At 55.3% G+C, this 18,847-nt stretch carries 20 protein-coding genes and 1 pseudogene; 15 read left to right on the top strand and 6 right to left on the bottom strand.

Annotation, left to right across the window (positions count from 1 at the left end):
* Nucleotides 1–145: 145 nt before the first annotated feature.
* Complete coding sequence (locus tag VI25_RS15605; protein WP_045689436.1) at nucleotides 146–1,528, top strand: tyrosine-type recombinase/integrase; 1,383 nt, start codon at nucleotides 146–148, stop codon at nucleotides 1,526–1,528.
* Nucleotides 1,529–1,880: 352 nt separating this feature from the next.
* Here VI25_RS15605 and VI25_RS15600 read toward each other — a convergent pair whose 3' ends face one another.
* A complete protein-coding gene (locus VI25_RS15600; RefSeq protein ID WP_045689437.1) occupies nucleotides 1,881–2,183 on the bottom strand; it encodes a hypothetical protein in 303 nt (100 codons plus the stop codon).
* Between the two features lie 510 nt (nucleotides 2,184–2,693).
* Nucleotides 2,694–2,963: an ATP-dependent Clp protease proteolytic subunit gene (locus tag VI25_RS15595; RefSeq protein ID WP_045689438.1), complete on the bottom strand. Its 270-nt coding sequence runs from the start codon at nucleotides 2,961–2,963 to the stop codon at nucleotides 2,694–2,696.
* A 614-nt stretch (nucleotides 2,964–3,577) separates the two neighbouring features.
* On the opposite strand from VI25_RS15595, the gene VI25_RS15590 reads away from it, so the two are divergent.
* Nucleotides 3,578–4,639 carry an NAD(P)H-dependent flavin oxidoreductase gene (locus tag VI25_RS15590; protein ID WP_045689439.1) on the top strand — a complete coding sequence of 354 codons (1,062 nt, stop codon included), beginning with the start codon at nucleotides 3,578–3,580 and terminating at the stop codon, nucleotides 4,637–4,639.
* Nucleotides 4,640–5,687: 1,048 nt separating this feature from the next.
* Here the strand turns inward: VI25_RS15590 and VI25_RS15585 are convergent.
* The 3 genes from VI25_RS15585 to VI25_RS15580 form a co-directional block, all read right to left on the bottom strand.
* A complete protein-coding gene (locus VI25_RS15585; RefSeq protein ID WP_055562642.1) occupies nucleotides 5,688–6,140 on the bottom strand; it encodes a hypothetical protein in 453 nt (150 codons plus the stop codon).
* A 180-nt stretch (nucleotides 6,141–6,320) separates the two neighbouring features.
* Nucleotides 6,321–6,695: a 4-fold beta flower protein gene (locus tag VI25_RS24790; protein WP_152981655.1), complete on the bottom strand. Its 375-nt coding sequence runs from the start codon at nucleotides 6,693–6,695 to the stop codon at nucleotides 6,321–6,323.
* 189 nt (nucleotides 6,696–6,884) lie between these two features.
* Entirely contained in the window at nucleotides 6,885–7,220 is a 336-nt protein-coding gene (locus VI25_RS15580) for an ASCH/PUA domain-containing protein (protein ID WP_045689454.1), read from the bottom strand.
* A 206-nt stretch (nucleotides 7,221–7,426) separates the two neighbouring features.
* Between VI25_RS15580 and VI25_RS15575 the strand changes: the two genes are divergently transcribed.
* The 4 genes from VI25_RS15575 (at nucleotide 7,427) to VI25_RS15565 (ending at nucleotide 11,008) form a co-directional block, all read left to right on the top strand.
* A complete protein-coding gene (locus VI25_RS15575; protein WP_055562641.1) occupies nucleotides 7,427–7,615 on the top strand; it encodes a hypothetical protein in 189 nt (62 codons plus the stop codon).
* A gap of 183 nt (nucleotides 7,616–7,798) precedes the next feature.
* Nucleotides 7,799–7,984: a hypothetical protein gene (locus tag VI25_RS24785; protein WP_152981654.1), complete on the top strand. Its 186-nt coding sequence runs from the start codon at nucleotides 7,799–7,801 to the stop codon at nucleotides 7,982–7,984.
* A 290-nt stretch (nucleotides 7,985–8,274) separates the two neighbouring features.
* Nucleotides 8,275–8,694, top strand: a complete 420-nt coding sequence (locus VI25_RS15570; protein ID WP_045689441.1) for a hypothetical protein — start codon at nucleotides 8,275–8,277, stop codon at nucleotides 8,692–8,694.
* A gap of 190 nt (nucleotides 8,695–8,884) precedes the next feature.
* Nucleotides 8,885–11,008 (top strand): tetratricopeptide repeat protein, encoded by a 2,124-nt coding sequence (locus VI25_RS15565; RefSeq protein ID WP_082455589.1) that lies wholly within the window; start codon nucleotides 8,885–8,887, stop codon nucleotides 11,006–11,008.
* On the opposite strand, the gene VI25_RS15560 is transcribed toward VI25_RS15565, so the two are convergent.
* Nucleotides 10,997–11,410 carry a hypothetical protein gene (locus VI25_RS15560; RefSeq protein WP_045689442.1) on the bottom strand — a complete coding sequence of 138 codons (414 nt, stop codon included), beginning with the start codon at nucleotides 11,408–11,410 and terminating at the stop codon, nucleotides 10,997–10,999. The genes VI25_RS15565 and VI25_RS15560 overlap by 12 nt on opposite strands.
* Before the next feature lie 244 nt (nucleotides 11,411–11,654).
* Here VI25_RS15560 and VI25_RS15555 point away from each other — a divergent pair, with 244 nt between their 5' ends.
* The 9 genes and pseudogenes from VI25_RS15555 to VI25_RS15510 form a co-directional block, all read left to right on the top strand.
* On the top strand, nucleotides 11,655–12,344 hold the full coding sequence (locus tag VI25_RS15555) for a hypothetical protein (RefSeq protein ID WP_055562640.1): 690 nt from the start codon (nucleotides 11,655–11,657) through the stop codon (nucleotides 12,342–12,344).
* 59 nt (nucleotides 12,345–12,403) lie between these two features.
* Entirely contained in the window at nucleotides 12,404–13,402 is a 999-nt protein-coding gene (locus VI25_RS15550; RefSeq protein ID WP_045689445.1) for a hypothetical protein, read from the top strand.
* A 63-nt stretch (nucleotides 13,403–13,465) separates the two neighbouring features.
* The gene (locus VI25_RS15545; RefSeq protein WP_055562639.1) at nucleotides 13,466–15,244 is read left to right on the top strand and encodes an OmpA family protein; all 1,779 of its coding nucleotides are present in this window, start codon (nucleotides 13,466–13,468) and stop codon (nucleotides 15,242–15,244) included.
* 400 nt (nucleotides 15,245–15,644) lie between these two features.
* Nucleotides 15,645–15,974, top strand: coding sequence for a hypothetical protein (locus VI25_RS15535; protein WP_152981653.1), 330 nt, complete (start codon nucleotides 15,645–15,647; stop codon nucleotides 15,972–15,974).
* The gene (locus tag VI25_RS15530; RefSeq protein ID WP_161806959.1) at nucleotides 15,926–16,420 is read left to right on the top strand and encodes a hypothetical protein; all 495 of its coding nucleotides are present in this window, start codon (nucleotides 15,926–15,928) and stop codon (nucleotides 16,418–16,420) included. The genes VI25_RS15535 and VI25_RS15530 overlap by 49 nt, the downstream gene beginning before the upstream one ends.
* Before the next feature lie 120 nt (nucleotides 16,421–16,540).
* Nucleotides 16,541–17,371, top strand: coding sequence for an ATP-binding cassette domain-containing protein (locus VI25_RS15525; RefSeq protein ID WP_045689448.1), 831 nt, complete (start codon nucleotides 16,541–16,543; stop codon nucleotides 17,369–17,371).
* A gap of 118 nt (nucleotides 17,372–17,489) precedes the next feature.
* The gene (locus VI25_RS15520; protein WP_045689449.1) at nucleotides 17,490–18,167 is read left to right on the top strand and encodes a hypothetical protein; all 678 of its coding nucleotides are present in this window, start codon (nucleotides 17,490–17,492) and stop codon (nucleotides 18,165–18,167) included.
* A 151-nt stretch (nucleotides 18,168–18,318) separates the two neighbouring features.
* The gene (locus VI25_RS15515) at nucleotides 18,319–18,606 is read left to right on the top strand and encodes a response regulator (protein ID WP_055562636.1); all 288 of its coding nucleotides are present in this window, start codon (nucleotides 18,319–18,321) and stop codon (nucleotides 18,604–18,606) included.
* Nucleotides 18,603–18,847, top strand: a pseudogene (locus tag VI25_RS15510) (sigma-54-dependent Fis family transcriptional regulator); the annotation flags it as partial. The gene VI25_RS15515 and the pseudogene VI25_RS15510, both read left to right, overlap by 4 nt.

Here is an 18,847-nt window from a genome sequence, read left to right as displayed (position 1 = left end):
GCCGTAGGTGGGCATACGAGGTAGCACGGCATTCAAGAGCGCTTCTTTCTACCCGACACGGGTAGTACACGGAGGCCACGCGCTTGCGCAAACTACCTCTATTAGCATTTTACTACCTTGGTTATCCATCTCGATAGCCTCCCCTATGACCATCCGTTTCTACCTGCATACCTATCAGCGCACCGATGGTAACCGCCCGATCTACCTGGATGTCCGCTGGGGCCGTGGCACGGCCGCCGGCGACACCGAGTCCCGCCTGCGCACGTCTTCCGGGCAAAGCTGCCACCCCAAGAACTGGAACGAGGACAAGCAACGCATCAAATCCGCCGAGACCGGCTACGCCAAAGCCAACAACAAGCTGGCCGATCTGGAGCGCAACGCCGGCCGCCTGATTGAGCAGGCCGAACTCGACGGCACGATCCTCACGGCCGAAGACTTGCTAGCTCAGCTTCAGCTAGTGAAGCCGACCAAACGCAAACCCGTCACCCCCAAGCCCGTCGCCGTCCCGGCCACCGTTCGCACGCTGGCCGACGTCTACGCCGACTGGAAATCGGCCTACCGGGCGCGGCTGGCCGCCAAAACGCTCAGTAATCCCCAGGGGCTGATTAGCCGCTTGGCCGAGTGGCGTCCCACCCAGCCCGCCGTACCCCAGGAATTCCAGCCCGATGCCCACGGCCGGTGCCGCCCCCTAGAAGACTTTTGCACGTGGCTGGTCGAGGAAGCCCGCCTGAACGGGAAGAACGGCACCAAGCGCGAGCGGGGGCTTTACAACAACACCATCTCTTCCTATCTCAAGCAGCTGCGCAAGCTGCTCAAGTTTGAGCGTCTGCCCGCCGACTGGATCGAGGATTCGTTCAGCGAAGAGATTGAGCGCGACCCGCTCACCTTCGAAGAAGTCATGCAGCTCTACCGCCACGAGCCGCTGGAAATCAAGGAAGGCAGTACCAACTACACCCCCCGCCGCCACGTGCGCGACGTGTTCGTCTTCAACTGCCTCACGGGCCCGCGCTACTCCGACCTGGTCCGGCTCAAGCCCTCCGACCTGACCCTGGAAACCTTCAAGGCCGAGGACGGCAGTAAGCGCCAGGTACCCGTGCTGGCGTACGATCAGCAGAAAATCAAGCGCGATAAAACCAAGGTGCGCGTCGCCCTCGACCCGATAGCCTACGAAATCTGGCAGCGCTACAAGGGCAAACTTCCCGTGCCCAGCAACAAGCACATGGTGGCCACCATCAAGATCCTGTGCCGGGCCGCCGGCCTCAAGCGCAAGGTGACCCACGTGCGGGGGCGCGGGGCCGAGCGCATCAGCCGCGAAGTAGAACTCTGGCAAGTCGTCAGCTGCCACTCGGCCCGCTACACCTTCATTACGCTGCAGTTCGAAGGCGGGGCCGACGTGGTGTTTATTCAGGACTCCGTTGGCCACGCCAACCTGAACACGACGCGCGGGTATTTGAAGACCCGCCTTAAGGATCGGCATACCTCGACCCTGGCAGCCTTTGACCGGTTGCGCCAGGACCAGGATGCGTAATCTGTGCCTGCGCTCTGTGCCCGCTTTCTGTGCCTTTTTTAGCGCGACTTGCTACGTTTCCCTACTCCTAGTACGCGCTAGCGGTGGCCTGAAAAGTAGCTTTAGAGCGCACGGAAGAAGGATGCCGGAATAGACGAGTAAACGACAGATTTCGACAGGAGGCTCTTGATCAGTAAAAACCCTTGTAAATCCTTGATTTACAAGGGTTTTTTCGTGGTGCACCCATTTATTATTCCAAGGTCTTATTTTCGAACTATCTGCCGGGCTCTATACGCCCCTGCTCTAAGAAGAAAGCCCCGGTGTAGGCCGGGGCTTTCTTCATTATGCTATTGGGTTAATGCATCCGAGCGGCTTATAAGCCATCCAGGATACCACGCCAATAGGGCCTGCATTCCCGGCTAACCGTTTGCCACTGTTCACTGGCACGAGCTCGCTCTATAGCTAACGCATCGGTAAATGCTGGGGTATTCTCGCCATATTCGTTAATAAGCTGCGTGCGGATAACTCGCCCTTCCGCAAGGCCTTCTTCATAGGTACCATAACAGTCGACCTGTTGCGAAGCAATGGGTGCCGTGTTGTTGGCTGTAACGGGTGTCGTCGCTGCACCACAGAGTACGACCAGCGTAAACGATAGAAGCTTGAGTACCTTTTTCATAGACGGTAACAGATAAGGAAGATGGATGAATAAAAGCAAGCTATTTGCTTCCTCAGCGCAACTCAAGGAAGAAACACCTGAACTTGTGACATTTGGCTTTCACTATACTACGCTCTTCGATTGGGGCATTTCGCTACGTAGAGCTACCGGATCCGTCTCCACTTATGGCTTTCATACAGGATCACGACGACGCAACACCAACAGCAATCAGTCAGCCCAGCGAAAGGTAAGGGCAGTAGCGAATAGAGCTGCCCTAGGCCTGCCAGTCCAGCGGCCTAGGGCAGCAGGGGGTGCATCCAGTTTTCTTCCATGGTGGTGATGGGTATTTGGTTGTCTTCACCCGCTACGGCTAGCGCTTTCTTGGTACTGGCTACCTGCACGTTCGCGCTATCCGTAGCCTGTACGATGGGAGCCTGAGGCTTGTAGCTTGTTTGTACAGATGCCGCAATGTTGCCAGCCGCAGCTACGGCCGCCCACCGTGCGCGGCTGGCCCCGCAGGTTCTTGCAGTACTAGCGTTGCACCGCGCAGGGTAGCTGAGCTACCTGTGCAGGGGTGGTAACTGTGATATCAGGCCCCAAGCTGTGGAGCTTATCATAGATGCCGAAGGCTTTATCAAGACGGCCACTAGGAGAGTTAATCGTTACCTGTATAGAGTCATATGGCTTCTGCCATTCCAACTGGGAGAGCACATCTTCCAACGTTGTAAAGGGCCAAGTATCCCCAGATTCCGCCGAGTTACCGACAATGGGGCCGCAAATCAGAACCTTCGCTTCGGACATGACACGAAATACAGGTTAAACGCCTCAATAGCGTTAGATTTTATTTCGGCCAATGTGGTATCCGTTGTAAAGACGTTGTGGTCGGCGGCATAAGCGGAGTAGCCCGTAGTCGTGCGATCTACAATGATTGTATACCGTTTCGTACTCGGATAGAGATACGGCACCTCGGATACGCCCCACTAAGCTATGTGACTACCCGAAAAGAGAAGGGCCTTCAGTATGGAGGCGCTTTTCCTTAAGAGGAACCGTGGATGCACCAACTAGTTATACGTCCTTTGGTGAGGTAATAAGATAAATGCATCCCCTTGCGCCCTCTCGTACCTCAAGCACATAGGACCGGTACCATGCTTCTCGTAGTGAAGCAAGTGAACTGTGCAGCGGGCCATTCTGCTGATTGGTAGCCATTGGATAGGTACTCACTAACTCGGATTACAGCAAAGAATTCCTCCGAATGATTAGAGCTTTGGCAGCAGGTGACAATCTACACCTGTTGCCTGGTGATGGGATATAGTCTTTACAAAGCAAGAGTGGCTGTAGTCCTTACGGACCTATATAAGTACTAGCCCCCTCCTCTGCCCATTGGGTAATGATTCCCATTCTGTATTTTCCCGCTGATGAACGTTTTCTGTGAACACCTAGGCCTTTTACACCCCATTATTCAAGCACCGATGGCAGGGGTGTCAACGCTGGCCCTAGCCGCAGCCGTATCAGAGGCGGGCGCACTGGGTTCCTTTGCCACCGGGGCTATTTCCTCAGCTCAAGTGGTGGCTCAGCACCTAGCCGAATTGCAGGCTGTCACTACTAAGCCGATAAATGTCAATTTGTTCTGCCATGCCCCTGCCCCAGAAGACGCAGCACATGACGCCCGCTGGCTTACGCACTTACAGCCTTTCTTTGCGGCCCTACAGAGTGATGCGCCGGGGAGTTTGACGGAAATCTACCCCAGCTTTATAACCAACGATGCCCTACTGGCTGTGATAGTACAGGCGAAGCCTCGCGTAATCAGCTTTCACTTTGGTCTACCCACAGCAACACAGCTTACTGCCTTGCGGCAAACGGGTGCTTTGCTCTTGGCGTGCGTTACCTCCCCCACAGAAGCGCACGTGGCGGAAGCGGCGGGAGTAGATGTGCTGGTTGCGCAGGGCATAGAGGCGGGCGGGCACCGCGGTACCTTCGACCAGTCGGTGGAACCGGGGATTACTACGCTGGACTTAACGCGTCAGTTGGTACAAGAGTGTCGTCTACCAGTAATTGCTGCTGGGGGTATAATGGACGGGGCCGATTTGGCGGCAGCCCTGCGCGCCGGAGCAGTGGCCGGGCAACTCGGCACGGCCTTCGTTGCCTGCCCCGAATCAGCAGCCTCTGCTAGCTACCGGGCAGCCCTGTTGCAGCAGCCTCCACTACCTACGGCTTTAACGGACGTCATCTCGGGAAGGCCCGCACGCGGACTCGTAAACCGCTTTATGCAAGATATAGATGTGCCTTGGCGCCCGCCGGTAGCAGCTTATTCGCGCGCTTATCTAGCTGGCAAAGCGCTGATAACTGCAGCTCAGCAGGCGGGTGAAACTGGCTTTGCGGTGCAGTGGGCAGGTACCGGCAACAGCCGGGCACGCGCACTGCCAGCAGCCGAGTTAGTACGCACTCTGGCCTTGGAATTGCAGCAAGCAACGGCCTAGCGCATCGCCTGAAAAGGATGAATAGTAGCGGTTATGCTTAGTGTTATTCACCACAGCCATTTCTTTATCCTCCTGCGCACTGATATAAAACTCGTACTCCGCCGGGGAGAGTTTTCTTGGTACAATGGCTGTACGGTACTATATATTATTCCATAAGCTGTTCCTTACTGCCTCTGGTATGTTTGTTGCGCAAGAGGCTAGTATACTTCTTTTCGCATGAGTGACACCGAAATCTGTTTTCGTGCTGCCTTACACGAGCAGCAACTTTCAACCGCCGCAGTACTGTTGGCACAACTCCTTGCTACCCGTTGTGAATCTCAGCGCCGCCTAACCCCCGCGCAAGATGCCCGATTACAACAAGGGTGCATGGATCTAGTATTAGCACGGGGTACCTCAATACCGGCCAGCCTGCTAATAGAGGCTGCGGCCGAACAATATCTACCTCTACCAGCCACAAGTAAATAAATCCTGAGTGCTAACAAGGCAATACACCATTATATTGGGAGGCTAGGTTAGAATTAGAAATTATTGTTCTCCACGCAAACTACATGATTGGATTTATTCGTTTATACTAGTATCTCATTCAACCGGTAGCTATGCCTCGCAATCCACGCCACCCGCCCCTTTTGACGTCCAGCGCCATTGGCTGGATACTGGTAGCTTTAGTTACGCTCACTATGAGCGTAGTGCTATGGCGTTTTGGTTGGTAGCAGCCGATGACACTGAGATATTAGCCTAGTTTGCACGCATTCAACCCTATATTTACAGTAGCTCATGCTACAATGGCTGTCGCTTTCTAGCGTGCGTATACGCTGAATACAGACTCTGAATGCACCATTACTATGCAAACGCCCTTTCTCAAGCGCCGGCAAAGATCAGCAGGCACAGAGCCCCCGGAATCGGGCAAGTGGATTTGGTATATTATAGGTATTCTATCTGTACTGTGGCTTGTCTACTTCTGGTACTTTGAATAGAAACAAGTTCTTTTGCCTTCTACTGTGCCGTTATAGTCAGACTCTTACTTATAGAGTATCACTCTAGGAATGTCCTAGGTAAGTAGCCAAGCACTGGCGGCATTTTCTCCCTCCTCAAAAATACGGCTCACTACCCGGTACCTGGCACTAGCCTCGGTTTGTAAATGATAAGTGTGGAGCCGAACCAAGTGTTTGCTGGAAGGCAGAATAGCAACGTGGCGGTATCCTGATTGTGTTACCGCACGTGGCAGCCAATCCAACAAAATCCAAGCCTCGTCTTGCTCAGAATAAGGCAATTGCCGGCGCTGATCAACAAGCACCTTCGTCCAACCCGTAAGCTGGAGAGCAGCTATTACTTGATCTAGCAGCTCGCGGCGGGCCACGCTGGGAGGGTCACTTTGGTAGCAGGTTAGGCGTACGTACCCGCGGGTATCGGTTTTGACGCCGCCTGCTGTGTTTTTAAAATTAAAGTTGGAAGCATTAGTTGACACAGAGTTGCTAAACTGGCTGGGATGCGTGTCAGCCATGTGGTGCAAGTAGGAGTGCATAAGTGTATGTACACAGTTCAGACTACTTGCTTACGATATTGCTCGGCAAGGAGGATTGCAGGCACCCCTATTTATTTGCTTATCCGCTAGGTAGAAAGACTACGCACTACCCTCTAGGTAGAGCTGCCAGTGCACCTATGCTGGATATTGATCCAGCTGCTACTGCGCAAAATAAGCCAATCCTGATACTGGCGACCAACTTGTTACCTTACGGCGGCGAGCGGGCCGAGGCTGAGGTTTTGGCCAGCGGACTGGTAACTGGGCCCAACGGGTCCGGGGGGTAGCATTTCCGGCCGATAAACTAAGGCTGGGACGGGCGGGGCCACCTTGTGCATTTTCAGCAAACAGGGCGGGCTGCCCATTTCGGTCGTACACCCACCCGTGCTCGGCCCATCCCAAGTAGCGCCCATTTGGTGCGTATAGCAGTTCTTGCTCAAACCATGCTACAATTTGACCGGTGCTGCTGAACAGGGCCCGACAATCATCATCGGCGTATACCAGGGGTACTCCAGCGGTAGTATAAAGAGGTATCATAAAAGGCAGTGCGCTACGTCTGACACAACAATAAACGCACTAGCCCACTCTACTGGATTTAGGCAGGATGATAGGTTTTTACTGACACTTGCTATTTATTCATTGCCTGCCGGGTGAGAAGTCCAATTAAAAAGCCACCTCAGGGCTTGGAGAAAGCTCTGGGTGGCTTGCTTTGTACACTAAATTTGCTTACCACAAACGAGTGTCGCTAATGCCGGAAGGTAAGGGTGGATGCTCAGCTAACCCAAGTACGCACCAGCCCGGCTCAATGCCAAAAGCCCCGCCATGCACAAGGTAGCTAACCCAGCGTTCCACGGTACCACCAGTGTAGCGCTCTTGCTCAGGCTCGTACTCCCGTAGCAGTAGGGCATCACCGACCTGAAAATCCCGGTCATTTTCTCGTACGTCAAATGGCTTTACTCCTGCTTGGAGAGCAGCAAAACAGTCGGGCCACACCTTCAATTCGTGGTAGTGAGGAGTAGCACCGGTAGTATTCGTTGAATATAAAAAGGAAGTCGATTTCATGGTCTCGTTCGTCTGTGAGCAGTAGTGGCCCGTAATAATCATGCCATATTAACAAGATAGGAACTGGAAGTGTTCTTTTTAAAGCAATACAGGCAAATACACCACTATTTCCGCATGAGCGTTCCGCCTTTTGAAGGCTAAGGTGCTTTTAGAATGCCCCCTAGAGAAGGACAGCTACTTCATTATACTTGTACGTATAAGAAACCATGGACACGAACCACCTCCCCAATCCGCAGGCTCCGCACAACTCCCCTGCTCCCGACCATACCCTGGAAGACTTATTGGCGTTTACCAGCCCATTCGACCCGGCTACTACCTTTCATGAGCTTGCCGAGCTAGATGAACTGAATACCGTGGAGGAGGCTAAGGATCTACCCCAGCATCAAGACGAATAGTCATGTCACATTCAGGGAATATTCTCGCACGCCAAAAGTACCCTTAGTATGCAGAATAGGCCCTTGGCATAGGTTAATCTAGTCAGATATGTGTATTATCCTAGTCACAATACCGCCTCCTTATTCCTTGTGACCGATGTAGTATAGGCAGTACTTTCGTACTTGTTATTTGCTGCCCCCGTAATGAATCCCCTCGCGTCCCTCCCCTCCCAGCAACCCATGCTAGCTATGCTGGCCATGTTGTTACTTACTGGCGCTGCCGTACCTATTGCCCCTGGTACTGTGCCACTCGTATCGAATCCCGCTCCAGTACTACCAACCATTCCGGCCGAGACATGCGCTCAGCCAGAACTTAGTATGGCAGCGTGAGTTAAGCAACTAGTTAGCTAGGTAGTCGGCAGACACGTTTGCTTGCCGATAGACTCAAGGTAGAAGTACACCTGCGGAGTAGATACCGGTTTAAGGCTCCTACAGCTTGCTTTAACACTATAAGCGCAAGGTTGAGTTGAAGTACCTTCAGAGCTTGGCGCTCCTGTTTCTGCTTGTATGTCGAATCAATACCGTAGTTTGGCTAATGGTTCAGCTTGTAGTGGTCATAGCCATCAGTAGCTTTGTTGCCGCTGTGGCTTTTCCGCTACTGATGGCTTCCTCTCCTCACTATGCCCCTCTCTTCTGGTTTGCTGGTATATTTTGAAAATACCATTGGTCGCTTACTTGAGCACCCAGATGGGTACGCAGTAATTCGCTACCATGCCGGCAAACGGACAGCGACTGATTTTCAATCGTTTTTGCTCCATCTGGGCCGTTTGTTGCGCCGACGGAACTGGTACAAAATGTTGGCTGATCATCGTGCATCAGCTCCTTTCACGGAAGAGGAACGTCAATGGCTAAGCAGTCATTGGCTAGCCGTAAGCCAAGCGAACCAGCAAGAAATGGTAGCCGCCTTGTTGCTACCAGAAGACGTATTTGCGCGCCTGTCCATGAATCTTATCATGCACGATGCTCGGGAAGGCGCTTTGATATATCATATTTTCAATGATGAAACCGAAGCAACTACTTGGCTTAGACAAAACCAATAAGTAGGCAGTTGTGCTGGAGCCGCCAAGTGCTAATTATCTATTTCGAATTATACCTACCTATTTTCCTATAATTCAGCTATTTGACTTATAAACATACCCCTTTACCTAGTTAGTAGCAGAGGAAGGGGAGTACTACTCCGATAAGCTCAACAGTAAAATTCATCTTGTGCGTCGACATCAACCGTTTTCCATGTCAGACGGTTGTGTAACTTTCCGCATGATTCGACATGCGTTGGGTAGGCTATTGTTGGTATTTGGGCTGTTTCTAGGGTGCTATGGGCCGGTACGGGCCCAAAGTCCACAGTCACGGCAGTTACGGCAGGCCTTGGCCCGCGCCTCCTCCGATACGACGCGGGTGTTACTGCTGGCCGACCTCAGTGCTAGCTACCGGTACTCCCGCTTCGATTCCGTTCGATACTATGCGCGGAAGGGGCTTAGCCTCGCCCGCCAAATAGGATACCGCAAAGGAGAAGGCCGCTGCCTTTCCCGCATTGGAATTCTGCTGGGGGAACGGGGCAACCTGCCCCAGGCACTACGGGTAGACTTGCAGGCCTTGCACCTCAATGAGGAAAGCCACGACGTAGAAGGCACGGCCCGCACGCTCAACCAAACCGGGTTACTCTATTACGCTTTGGAGGACTACCGCCCCTCCCTGAGCTACTACTTCCGGGCCCAGCGGCTTTACCAGGAAGGCGGCGTACGTGATACTTCTCAGATTATCAGCGTGCTTACTAACATTGGAGCTAGCTACCAGGGCTTAGGACAATTCGATTCGGCCGCGTATTTTTTACAGCGTGCCTGGCACTTCACTATTCATTCGCGTTCCGTGCACCAGAGTTGCTGGGGCAACCCCGCGCCCTATGTGCTACGGGAAATAGGCCTATTGCAAGCTTCTTTGCAAAAGCCCGAAGTAGCAGCCACTCATTACCGGCTAAGCTATCAGCGCGCCATCCCTGAAAACGACTTGCGCAGCGCCAGCCGGGCCTACCAGTACCTGGCCGAACTGTATAAAAGCAGCCACCAGACGGACTCTAGTATATTTTATGCCCGTAAAGCGCTCCGCATGGGTCAGGCCTTGCCCTTTGTGGCGGGGATAGTGCGTACCAGTGCCCTCCTTACCGAAGCATACGAGGCGCAACAACGGCCCGATAGCACGCTAAAGTACCTGCGCATCCTGCGCACGGCCCAAGACAGCCTCTACAACCCGCAACGTATTAAGCAGCTTGATGCCATAGGCTTTGCCGAGCAGCAACGCTTGCGCCAGCTAGAGAATGAGCAGCAGGAGTTTGTGGCACAAGTGCGTACCGCTACCTTGATAGCCGGCATTGGGGTGTTGCTACTGATATCTATTCTGCTAGGACACAGCAACCGGCAGCAGCAACGCGCCAATACTCGCCTACGAACGCTCAACAACCAAGTCACCTCCCAGGCAACAGAGCTGACTGCTCAGCGCGACAGCCTCGCGCGAACCCTACAGGAGCTTAAAATTACGCAGGGCCAACTAGTGCTGCGGGAGCGTATGGCCTCGCTGGGCGAACTTATGGCCGGTGTGGCCCGGGAGATTCAACAGCCGGTGAGCCATGCCCGCAAAATTGCCGCAGTCAGTATGGAGTTGTGTGAAGAGGTGCGTGCAGAGCTTGCCAAAGCCCAACTCGCCCCCTACGACCATGAGGTGGTAGACGAGATGCTACGCAACCTCGGCCAAAATCAAGCGAAGATTTTACAACACACCCAGCGGGCCGAGTCCATTGTGCGGGGCATGCTGGAATACTCTCAGGGCGACGGCAGCCGCCAGAATACGGACCTCAACCGCCTGGCAGAAGAGTACTTACGTTTTACGTATCACGATCTGCGCGCCCGGCATCGGCATTTCCACGCGGCTCTCCTACCAAGCCTAGACCCCGCGGTGGGCCGGGTAGAACTAGTACGCCAAAACCTGGGGCGCGCGTTGGTCGGCATATTTACCGCTGCCCTCCAGGCTGTGCAGCACCGCCGCGCCGAGGCAGACGAAGAGTACGTACCCCAAGTGGCCCTAACTACAAAACGTACGGCCGTGGGCGTGGAAATTAGGGTGCGCGACAATGGCCTGGGCCTTTCGGAAGAGGCCTGCGCCTCCTTGTTTCAGCGCTTTCCGGTGGGCGGCCACGTTGGAGAATCAAGCTTGGGACTCTCTTTGAGCTACGATGTCATCACCAAAGGGCTCGGCGGGACGCTGAGCGTGCAAAGCAGAGAGGGCGAGTTCACCGAGTTCTGTATTACGCTTCCCCTACCCGCCACTACTCCCAAGGGCCTGGAGAGCACACTACTGACCTAGAAGCCAAGTTACGGCGCTACCCTCGTCAGAGAAGGAAGAATATACCAGTGGCAGGCCCTGCACGGAAGTGGTGATGTAGGCCGTTGCCAACCGCGTAAACACATTGCTGGACACTACTACGGCTCCGTAGCGGTAGCCTGCCTGCTGCACCGCACTTGGCAGCCACGTTTGGCTAATCCACTGCTGCTCCGCCGGCGAAAACGCGCGCATCACCGACTGGTTTACCAGCATCTTGCCCCACCCTGTGCGCTGCATGGCCAAGTGCATGTGCTGAAAAAGAGCCTGCAAACTAGCAATGTCCCACCCCTCCTTATTCCAGTCGGCGCGCACGAACCCAGCCGGGTCAATGCGGATACGACCAGCAGGGTTTTCAAAAAAGTACGGGGAAGAGGAAAGTGCCATAAGCAGCTGCAAGATAAGATATCGAATACGGACTATGCGTATTCTGCTTATCGCAGCCCTGCTATTCTGATATACCTACCCTACCAAAACGATAGGGCTGCGCCCAAGCTTTATTGGTGCGGTTGATCGATTTTTATTTTTAATATTATATATATCAACAACTTACAACTATAAGATTGACTAGGATTCCGCAGCGGCACTGGTATTGGCAATACACCGCCATCTACCAAGCACCAGTTGCCACATGCCTTTCTTCGACCATATCACCAAAGCGGCGAAAGATTTCTTCATTGAGGAAACCTCGCCTACTGGCCCGTCAATAGGGGCGCCCCTTGTTCGGCCACTGCCTGGCCAGGTGCTAGCGCCTACTCTTGCTAGCACGGTAGCTCCGCCCGTATCTGCTACCCAGCCTACTCAACCTGAGCAGCGCCACCTCGACCACATCCAGAGCCTGCTGACTGGCGACGGCAAGGACTTCGTGGCCTACACCAAACTGGTGAAGAGCCTACAAGCCAGCGGTCTGTCGGGTCCAATTCTCTACCAAACGGCCTTCAACGCCTTCGCGGCTGTGACAAGCCTGGACCTGGCTACCCTGCTGCAATCGGCCGAGCAGTTTGAATTGAAGCTCACTGCGGACCGTAACCAAATTTTGGAACGGCACCGCGAGAAGCTGGGCGAAATCCGCATTCCAAATGTGCCGCCCAGCCCCATTGTGCGCTTGCAGCAGCAAGAACAGGAGGTGCAAGTAGCCCTCACGGAACTCACCCGCCAGCTGGAAGAAAAGCAGCAGCAGCTCCTGACTACCCGCCAGCACCTGCAGGAGCAGCAGCACAAAGCCGCTATGGCTCTGGCTTCCTACGAGTTGGCGCACGCCACTGCCGCCGCCGACTTACAGGCGCACCGCCACGCTACCCAGTCTTTTCTGCTGAAGTAGCGGCGGAACACCGTGCCTATGAACCGACATTTTTCCTCACTCCTGACTTCTGCTGCATCATGAACACATCATTTCCTTCCGAATTACAACCTGCCTTGCCAAGCACGTTGCCCAAGTGGCAGCAGCCCGAAAAGGTAGCCGGCTGGGTATTTCTGGGTGGCCTAGCCGCCGCCGGCGTGTACAGTTGGGGTACCATCGTGCCATTCTTGGTAGATATGGTGTTTGACACCGTGAAGCTAGGAATTGGGCTAGGCGTGCTGTTCGGGGCCTTTCTGCTCCTAACCAACCCACGCATCAAGGCGGGCTTGTGGTACGCTGGGCAGCGCATCTTCCGCACGGCCGCGGGCATCTTCGTCAACACCAACCCCATCGGCATCATGGAGGATTACATCCGCTCTACCGGGCAGGAAGCCCGCAAGATGGAAGAAGAGGTAGGCCACGTGGAAGGCGCCCACGCACTAGTGAAGCGCAAGCTGGAAGCCACTACCCTGCAGATGCGAGAATACCTGCAACTGGCCGACTCCGCTACCCGCCAGCGCGAACCGGATGCCGCCGAGCAGTACGCCTCCCGCGCGGCCCAGCTCCAGGAATACAACCAGCGGCTACAACCCATGCTCACTACCACCCAGAATGTGAGCCTTGTGATGCGTCAGATTCTAAAAGCCGCCCTGCGGCAAATCGACAACAGCAAGTTCAAAGTAAACCTGCTGAAAGACGAGTACGAGTTGGTGAAACGTACCAGCAGCGGCATGCGCGCCGCCATGAACATCCTGCGCGGCGACCCTGACAAGAAGTACTTTTTTGACCTCGCCACCGACCGCGTGGCCCAGGACATGGCCCAGCAACTCGGCCAAATCAAGCAGGCCATGCGCTACTCGCAGGAATTCGTGAAGGAAATGGACATCCAGAATGGAGTGATGAGCGAGAAAGGCCAGCGCCTACTCGAAAAATACCAGAAAGGCGAGTTCAACGCTTTGCTCGACGAGAAACCTGCCGCCGTAACCACGGCCCAAACCCGCACTGCCACCAACGACGCCTATCGCAGCCTGCTGGACTAATGCTCAGAGCCTGCTGTGCTTCACTAGCTCTTCTCCTTTTCAACTCTCTGCTTTTTATATATCATGACAACTCGCGGTAAAATTGTACTGGGCGCCCTATTTGTGGCACTGCTCTACTTCGGCATCAACAAAGTGGTGTCAAGTGGAATGATCTTCAAAAAAGCAGCTACCGAATCGGTGCTGCTGAATTCTATTGAGTTGCCCACGGCAACCGGTGGCTCGCGTGCCAACGTAGCTGTGCCCCTGGCCCCGCTACCGTCCGGAACGCCTGCTGAAAAAGGCACGCCCGTAGTGTGGGAAGTGATGGCCTGGAACTCGCAGATGGCGGGCATGCTGGCTAACGGCGGGCCCCGCACCACGCAGGGTTCTACGCTGGCCGCCAACGGCCTAGACCTGCAGATTGTGCGCCAGGACGACGTAGCCAAAATGCAGGCCGACTTGGTGAAAAATGCCCTGGACCTACAGCAAAACCCCGACACACCCGGTTTGCTGGTGAGCATTATGGGCGACGGGCTACCCGCCTTCTCGGCGGTGCAAACGCAGCTGAAAAAAGCCGGTACCAGCCTCCAGATTATTCCTTACTCGGTGGGTAAGAGCTTCGGCGAGGATAAGTTGATGGGCCCCAAGGAGTGGCTCGACAACCCGAAAGCAGCCCTGGGCAAAACCATTGCCTGCTACCTGCGCGACGGCGACCAGAACATTGCCCTGAAATGGTGCGCCGACAACGGCCTGAAAGTCAACCCCGACGAAACCACCTATGACCCTGAAGCCGTGAATTTTCTAGCTTCCTCCGACTTCCTGGTGGCCGCCGAGAAGTACATCATCGGCAAGCCCGAGCAGCGCACTAAAGTGATAAACGGCAAGAATACTGGCGTGCAAGTAGACGTAGTAGCCGACGCCGTAGCCACCTGGACGCCCGGCGACGTGAACATTGCCCGCCAGAAGGGCGGCCTCGTCAACATCGTGTCTACTAAGGACTACAGTAACCAGATGCCCAACATCATGGTGACTACCAAACGCTGGTATGATGCCCACCAGAAAGAGGTAGAAGGCCTGATAACAGCCTTGGCCATAGCCGGCGACCAGGTAAAAAGCCACCCCGAAGCCCTGCAGCGCGCCGCCGATATTTCGGCCGAGGTGTACGGCGACAAGGACAAGCCTGGCGCCTACTGGCTGCGCTACTACAAGGGCGTAAGTGAGGCCGACCGCAACGGCGAGGTAGTGGAACTGGGCGGTAGCAAGGCCTTCAACTTCGCCGATAACCTAGCTTTGTTCGGCCTTAACGACGGCGGCACCAATATCTACGCTGCCGTGTACAAAACCTTCGGTGACGTGCAGAGCCGCCTCTACCCCCGTGAGCTGCCCAGCTACGTGCCTCTAACGCAGATGCTGGACCTCACGCCCCTGAAAAAGCTCCAAGACAAATACCGCGGCAAAACCTTGGCCCCCGCCGAAACCCAACAGTTTGCCGCCGATGATGAAATTCGCCAGAACGTGAGCAAGCGGGCTTGGAACATCGAGTTTAACACCGGCCAGAGTTCCTTCACGCCCGCCGCCGAGCGCCAGCTCCAGCAGCTTTTCAACGACTTGGTGGTGGCTGGCCGCCTGAAAGTAGCCGTGCATGGCCACACCGACAATGTTGGCGACCCGCAGCGTAACCAGCAGCTCTCCGAAGACCGTGCCCTGGCCGTGGAGCACTGGTTGGAGCAGCGTAGCTCCAGCGCCTTCCCTACCGGCCGCGTGCAGGTGTATGCCCACGGCGCTACTGAGCCCGTAGCCCCCAACACCACCCCTGAAGGGAAAGCCAAAAACCGCCGCGTGGAAATTGTACTGGGAAATTAACCATGCCTGCCCTTGGCTCCTCTCTCAGGGTGAAGAAGCCGAGGCCGATTTGTGGACATACTAAGTATGAAGAAAATGAAGGCCAGTATAGCCAGGACCAGTAGCAGGAGTCTACGATTAGACCCAGGCGCTGCGGGACCTCTCCTAACCATCCACTTCCCAAGTAATACTACGGCAAGTGTGATCAGAGTCACAAGGAACATAACGATGAACCCCACTATCACATTGACGAGACCAAGCGCCGAGGATTCATCTAAAAGCAGTGTTTGCATAGGGGAGAAGTAGAGATGGATTTTTCAATAAGGGCTAGTAAGGGCGGAGGTTTTACGCCCGAAAATACACGGATTACTTCGGCACATGCTTAGTATGCTACATGCTCACTACCTCACCATTTCACCGCATGAAATCCCTCTTCCTCCCCAACGGCCGCGTACCCCGCACCACATTTGCGCTGATGGCCGCGGCGCAAGGGGCCGTGCTCCTGCTGCTGTGGCTGTTTTATCCACTGCGCCTATTCCCTTCGTTAAGCGACGTACTGCGGGCCTTGGCTGACCTGGTCTCTACCCAAGGGCTGGTTCAGGAGCTGTGGGCCAGTATGACCACGGCCCTCCAAGCTTTGGGCGCCGCCACGGTGCTGGCCCTGCTCATTTCCTACCTCACGGCCCTACCTTCTTCCGCCCCTTGGCTTATGCGGCCTCCAAGATGCGCTACCTCACCCTCACGGGCCTAACCTTTTTTATGGCCCTAATGGTGAGTTCCGGCCACGAAGTGAAGCTCTCAGTGCTGATTTTCGCCACCACCGTCTACCTCGTCACGGGCATGACGAGCGTAATCCTGACAACCACCCAGCAGGAAATGGACCATGCCCGCACCCTGGGGCTGGGCGAGTGGCGCAGCTTTTGGGAGGTAGTGGTGCTGGGCAAGCTCGACGACATGCTGGAGGTAGTCCGTCAGAACTTCGCCATCATCTGGACGATGATTACCCTGGTGGAAACGCTCTACCAATCGGAAGGCGGCATTGGGCTGCTGCTTTACAAGCAAAACCGCTACCTCCACCTCGATGGGGTAGTCGCCATCCAACTCGTCATCCTCGCGGCCGGTGCCGCCCAGGATTACCTCTTTGGCCTCCTGCGCCGGGTGTTCTTTCCCTACTCCGGGTTGGCTTCGGCGCAGTAGGGTGAAGCACATAGGCACACGTGTATTCACACAACTTCGAATCTCATCCCGAGCCGCATGACATTCAGGAGTAGCCAAAATGCCACACTCCTTAGCCTATTAGTTTACCATTTCACGGCCATGACCCCTTATTTCTACAAAGCCCCGGTGCTGACGCTCGACAATGTGTCCATGCAATTTGCGGGCGAAACCATCCTGCGCGACATCTCGGCCCAGGTGCTGGACGTGTGCCGGCCGGGCATGAGCCAGGGCCAGGTGGTCGGCTTCTACGGCCGCTCGGGCATGGGCAAATCGGTACTGTGCCGCATCATGGCGGGACTAATGGCTCCGAGCAGCGGCACGGTGCTAGTGGGTCAGGAGCAGCACGAAGTAGCTCCGGGCGCGGTGGGCTTCGTGCAGCAGCAGTACCCCCTGTTCAACCACCGCACCTTACACGACAACCTGCTGGTAGCCGCCGCCCGCAACTATCTCGATGTAGCCGAAGCCCGCCGGCAAGCTGCTTTCTACTTGGAGCGGTTTCAACTCACGGCTCACCGCCAGAAATACCCGGCCCACCTCTCCGGCGGGCAGCGCCAGCGCGCCGCCATTGCTCAGCAGCTCCTCTGCTCCGACCACCTCATCCTGCTCGACGAGCCCTTTTCCGGCCTCGACGTAGCCATGATTGACGAGGTCAAGCAAATCATCCTCGAAGTCACGACTATGGACGAGCTCAACACGGTCGTCATCGTTTCCCACGACATCCAGACCACCACCGCCCTAGCCGACCGCCTCTGGCTCCTGGGCCACGAACGGGACGCCAGCGGCCAGTTGCTCCCCGGCGCTACCATTAGCCCCCAGCACCAGTACAACCTCGCCGAAATGGGCCTGGCCTGGCACGAAAACGTGGAAGCCGAACCGGAGTTTAACCGCTTCGTGGAGCACTTGAAAGATGAGATTCGGCAGAGTGCGTAGCAGAACGTTATGCTGGCCCAGAAAGCGTCTTGTCTGTTATAGTTGGAGCAGCTGAACGACTTCGTTTTACCTTCGCTGTTAGTATTTCCTGTTATCCGCTTATGTATTCGCAAACTTTATGTGTCGCCGCCTCCTACTAGCAAGCTTTTTCCTGCTAGGAATACCAGGGAGTTCTTTCTTCCTCCCAGCAGCGTTCAGCCAAACAGCGCAGCAACTGGAAGCTCAAACGATTCAGCAGGGAATAGCTCATCGTCAGCCTGGTGAGGCCGACACAACCTTTCTAAAACGTGTCCTACCCGTTTCCTTCCCCGCGTCCGGCGACCTTGTTGCCTATGCGTGGCGGCCAAGCGCATTTGGTAAACAGCTATTCTTCGTGCTTGGTAGTGGCGATAATGAGTACGGGAACGACCTATTCATATTAGACCCGATTGAAGCCAATACCTACGCTGTCCAAATTCTTCCGCTAGAGCCGTTTATGGGTGATAAAACGTATTTGGCTTCTCTATTTTTTGCCGACGTTGATGAAGACGGGCAAAAGGAGTTGCTGACCTTGCTGGAATGCAGTCTTCGGGAAGAATTCAAGATGGACGGTCAATGGCGTATTGGCCGCAAGACGCATTACCAAACGATGATTTTTAAATACGCGGGGCTAAGCAGCACCGGCCGGCCCCAATACGAAGAGGATACAACGCCCCGCCCTTACCTGGACGAGTTAGCTACGGCGGCCGAGGTCCGAGAGAATTTACCCAAACGCAAAGCACCTCAGCGCAAACCAGCCGCCAGAGCGAGTAAGTAACCAAGTGGCCCACAGTATCAGCACGGTTCTTCTCCTACTCCTCACTCCTGAGGCACTATCACCATTCGGTATCATTCACGCCGCAAGCTGATACTTTCGCACCCGAAGGCCTACGTCTTACTAGTTAACTACTCATTACTACTTCCCCGCCATGCCCTCCGGTACCCTTCTGCTGATTGACGACGAAGCCCGCCTGCGCCAGCTGTTGGCGCGGGTGCTGGAACTCGAAGGCTACGCCGTGCTGCAAGCCCCCGATGCCAGCCGCGGCCTGGAGATGCTCCAGCAACACGCCGATTCCGTGCTGGTCGTGGTGTCGGACGTGAAGCTACCCGATGCCCACGGCGTAGACCTGATTCCACGGCTTAAGGCCAAGGCACCCGATATCGAAATCGTGCTGCTTACCGCTTTCGGCACCATCCTGATGGGGTACGGGCCATGAAGCAAGGTGCCTTCGACTACCTTACCAAGGGCGACTTCGAGCAACAACTGGTGGTAGTGGTAGAGCGGGCGGCCGAAAAAGCCCGCCTGCGCCGCCGCGTAGCGGAGTTGGAGCGACGCATGGGCCAGCGCTACAGCTTCGAGAGTATGATTGGCGGGGCTCCGGCCCTACGCCGCGCCCAAGATCTGGCCTGCCAGGTAGCGCCAACGGACAGCACAGTGCTGCTGGAAGGGCCCACCGG

This window comes from Hymenobacter sp. AT01-02 (genome assembly GCF_000961955.2).
Lineage (GTDB): Bacteria > Bacteroidota > Bacteroidia > Cytophagales > Hymenobacteraceae > Hymenobacter > Hymenobacter mucosus.
This window is presented reverse-complemented; position numbering and strand designations above follow the sequence as displayed.

Bases quoted from the DNA above. Each gene is read 5' to 3' on its own strand.
- VI25_RS15525 (WP_045689448.1), top strand. From the start codon at position 16,541: ATGACCCCTTATTTCTACAAAGCCCCGGTGCTGACGCTCGACAATGTG.
- VI25_RS15535 (WP_152981653.1), top strand. From the start codon at position 15,645: ATGAAATCCCTCTTCCTCCCCAACGGCCGCGTACCCCGCACCACATTT.
- VI25_RS15580 (WP_045689454.1), bottom strand. From the start codon at position 7,220: ATGAAATCGACTTCCTTTTTATATTCAACGAATACTACCGGTGCTACT.
- VI25_RS15555 (WP_055562640.1), top strand. From the start codon at position 11,655: ATGCCTTTCTTCGACCATATCACCAAAGCGGCGAAAGATTTCTTCATT.
- VI25_RS15605 (WP_045689436.1), top strand. From the start codon at position 146: ATGACCATCCGTTTCTACCTGCATACCTATCAGCGCACCGATGGTAAC.
- VI25_RS15595 (WP_045689438.1), bottom strand. From the start codon at position 2,963: ATGTCCGAAGCGAAGGTTCTGATTTGCGGCCCCATTGTCGGTAACTCG.
- VI25_RS15515 (WP_055562636.1), top strand. From the start codon at position 18,319: ATGCCCTCCGGTACCCTTCTGCTGATTGACGACGAAGCCCGCCTGCGC.
- VI25_RS15565 (WP_082455589.1), top strand. From the start codon at position 8,885: ATGTCAGACGGTTGTGTAACTTTCCGCATGATTCGACATGCGTTGGGT.
- VI25_RS24785 (WP_152981654.1), top strand. From the start codon at position 7,799: ATGAATCCCCTCGCGTCCCTCCCCTCCCAGCAACCCATGCTAGCTATG.
- VI25_RS15590 (WP_045689439.1), top strand. From the start codon at position 3,578: ATGAACGTTTTCTGTGAACACCTAGGCCTTTTACACCCCATTATTCAA.
- VI25_RS15585 (WP_055562642.1), bottom strand. From the start codon at position 6,140: ATGGCTGACACGCATCCCAGCCAGTTTAGCAACTCTGTGTCAACTAAT.
- VI25_RS15600 (WP_045689437.1), bottom strand. From the start codon at position 2,183: ATGAAAAAGGTACTCAAGCTTCTATCGTTTACGCTGGTCGTACTCTGT.
- VI25_RS15560 (WP_045689442.1), bottom strand. From the start codon at position 11,410: ATGGCACTTTCCTCTTCCCCGTACTTTTTTGAAAACCCTGCTGGTCGT.
- VI25_RS15545 (WP_055562639.1), top strand. From the start codon at position 13,466: ATGACAACTCGCGGTAAAATTGTACTGGGCGCCCTATTTGTGGCACTG.
- VI25_RS24790 (WP_152981655.1), bottom strand. From the start codon at position 6,695: ATGATACCTCTTTATACTACCGCTGGAGTACCCCTGGTATACGCCGAT.
- VI25_RS15575 (WP_055562641.1), top strand. From the start codon at position 7,427: ATGGACACGAACCACCTCCCCAATCCGCAGGCTCCGCACAACTCCCCT.
- VI25_RS15570 (WP_045689441.1), top strand. From the start codon at position 8,275: ATGCCCCTCTCTTCTGGTTTGCTGGTATATTTTGAAAATACCATTGGT.
- VI25_RS15520 (WP_045689449.1), top strand. From the start codon at position 17,490: ATGTGTCGCCGCCTCCTACTAGCAAGCTTTTTCCTGCTAGGAATACCA.
- VI25_RS15550 (WP_045689445.1), top strand. From the start codon at position 12,404: ATGAACACATCATTTCCTTCCGAATTACAACCTGCCTTGCCAAGCACG.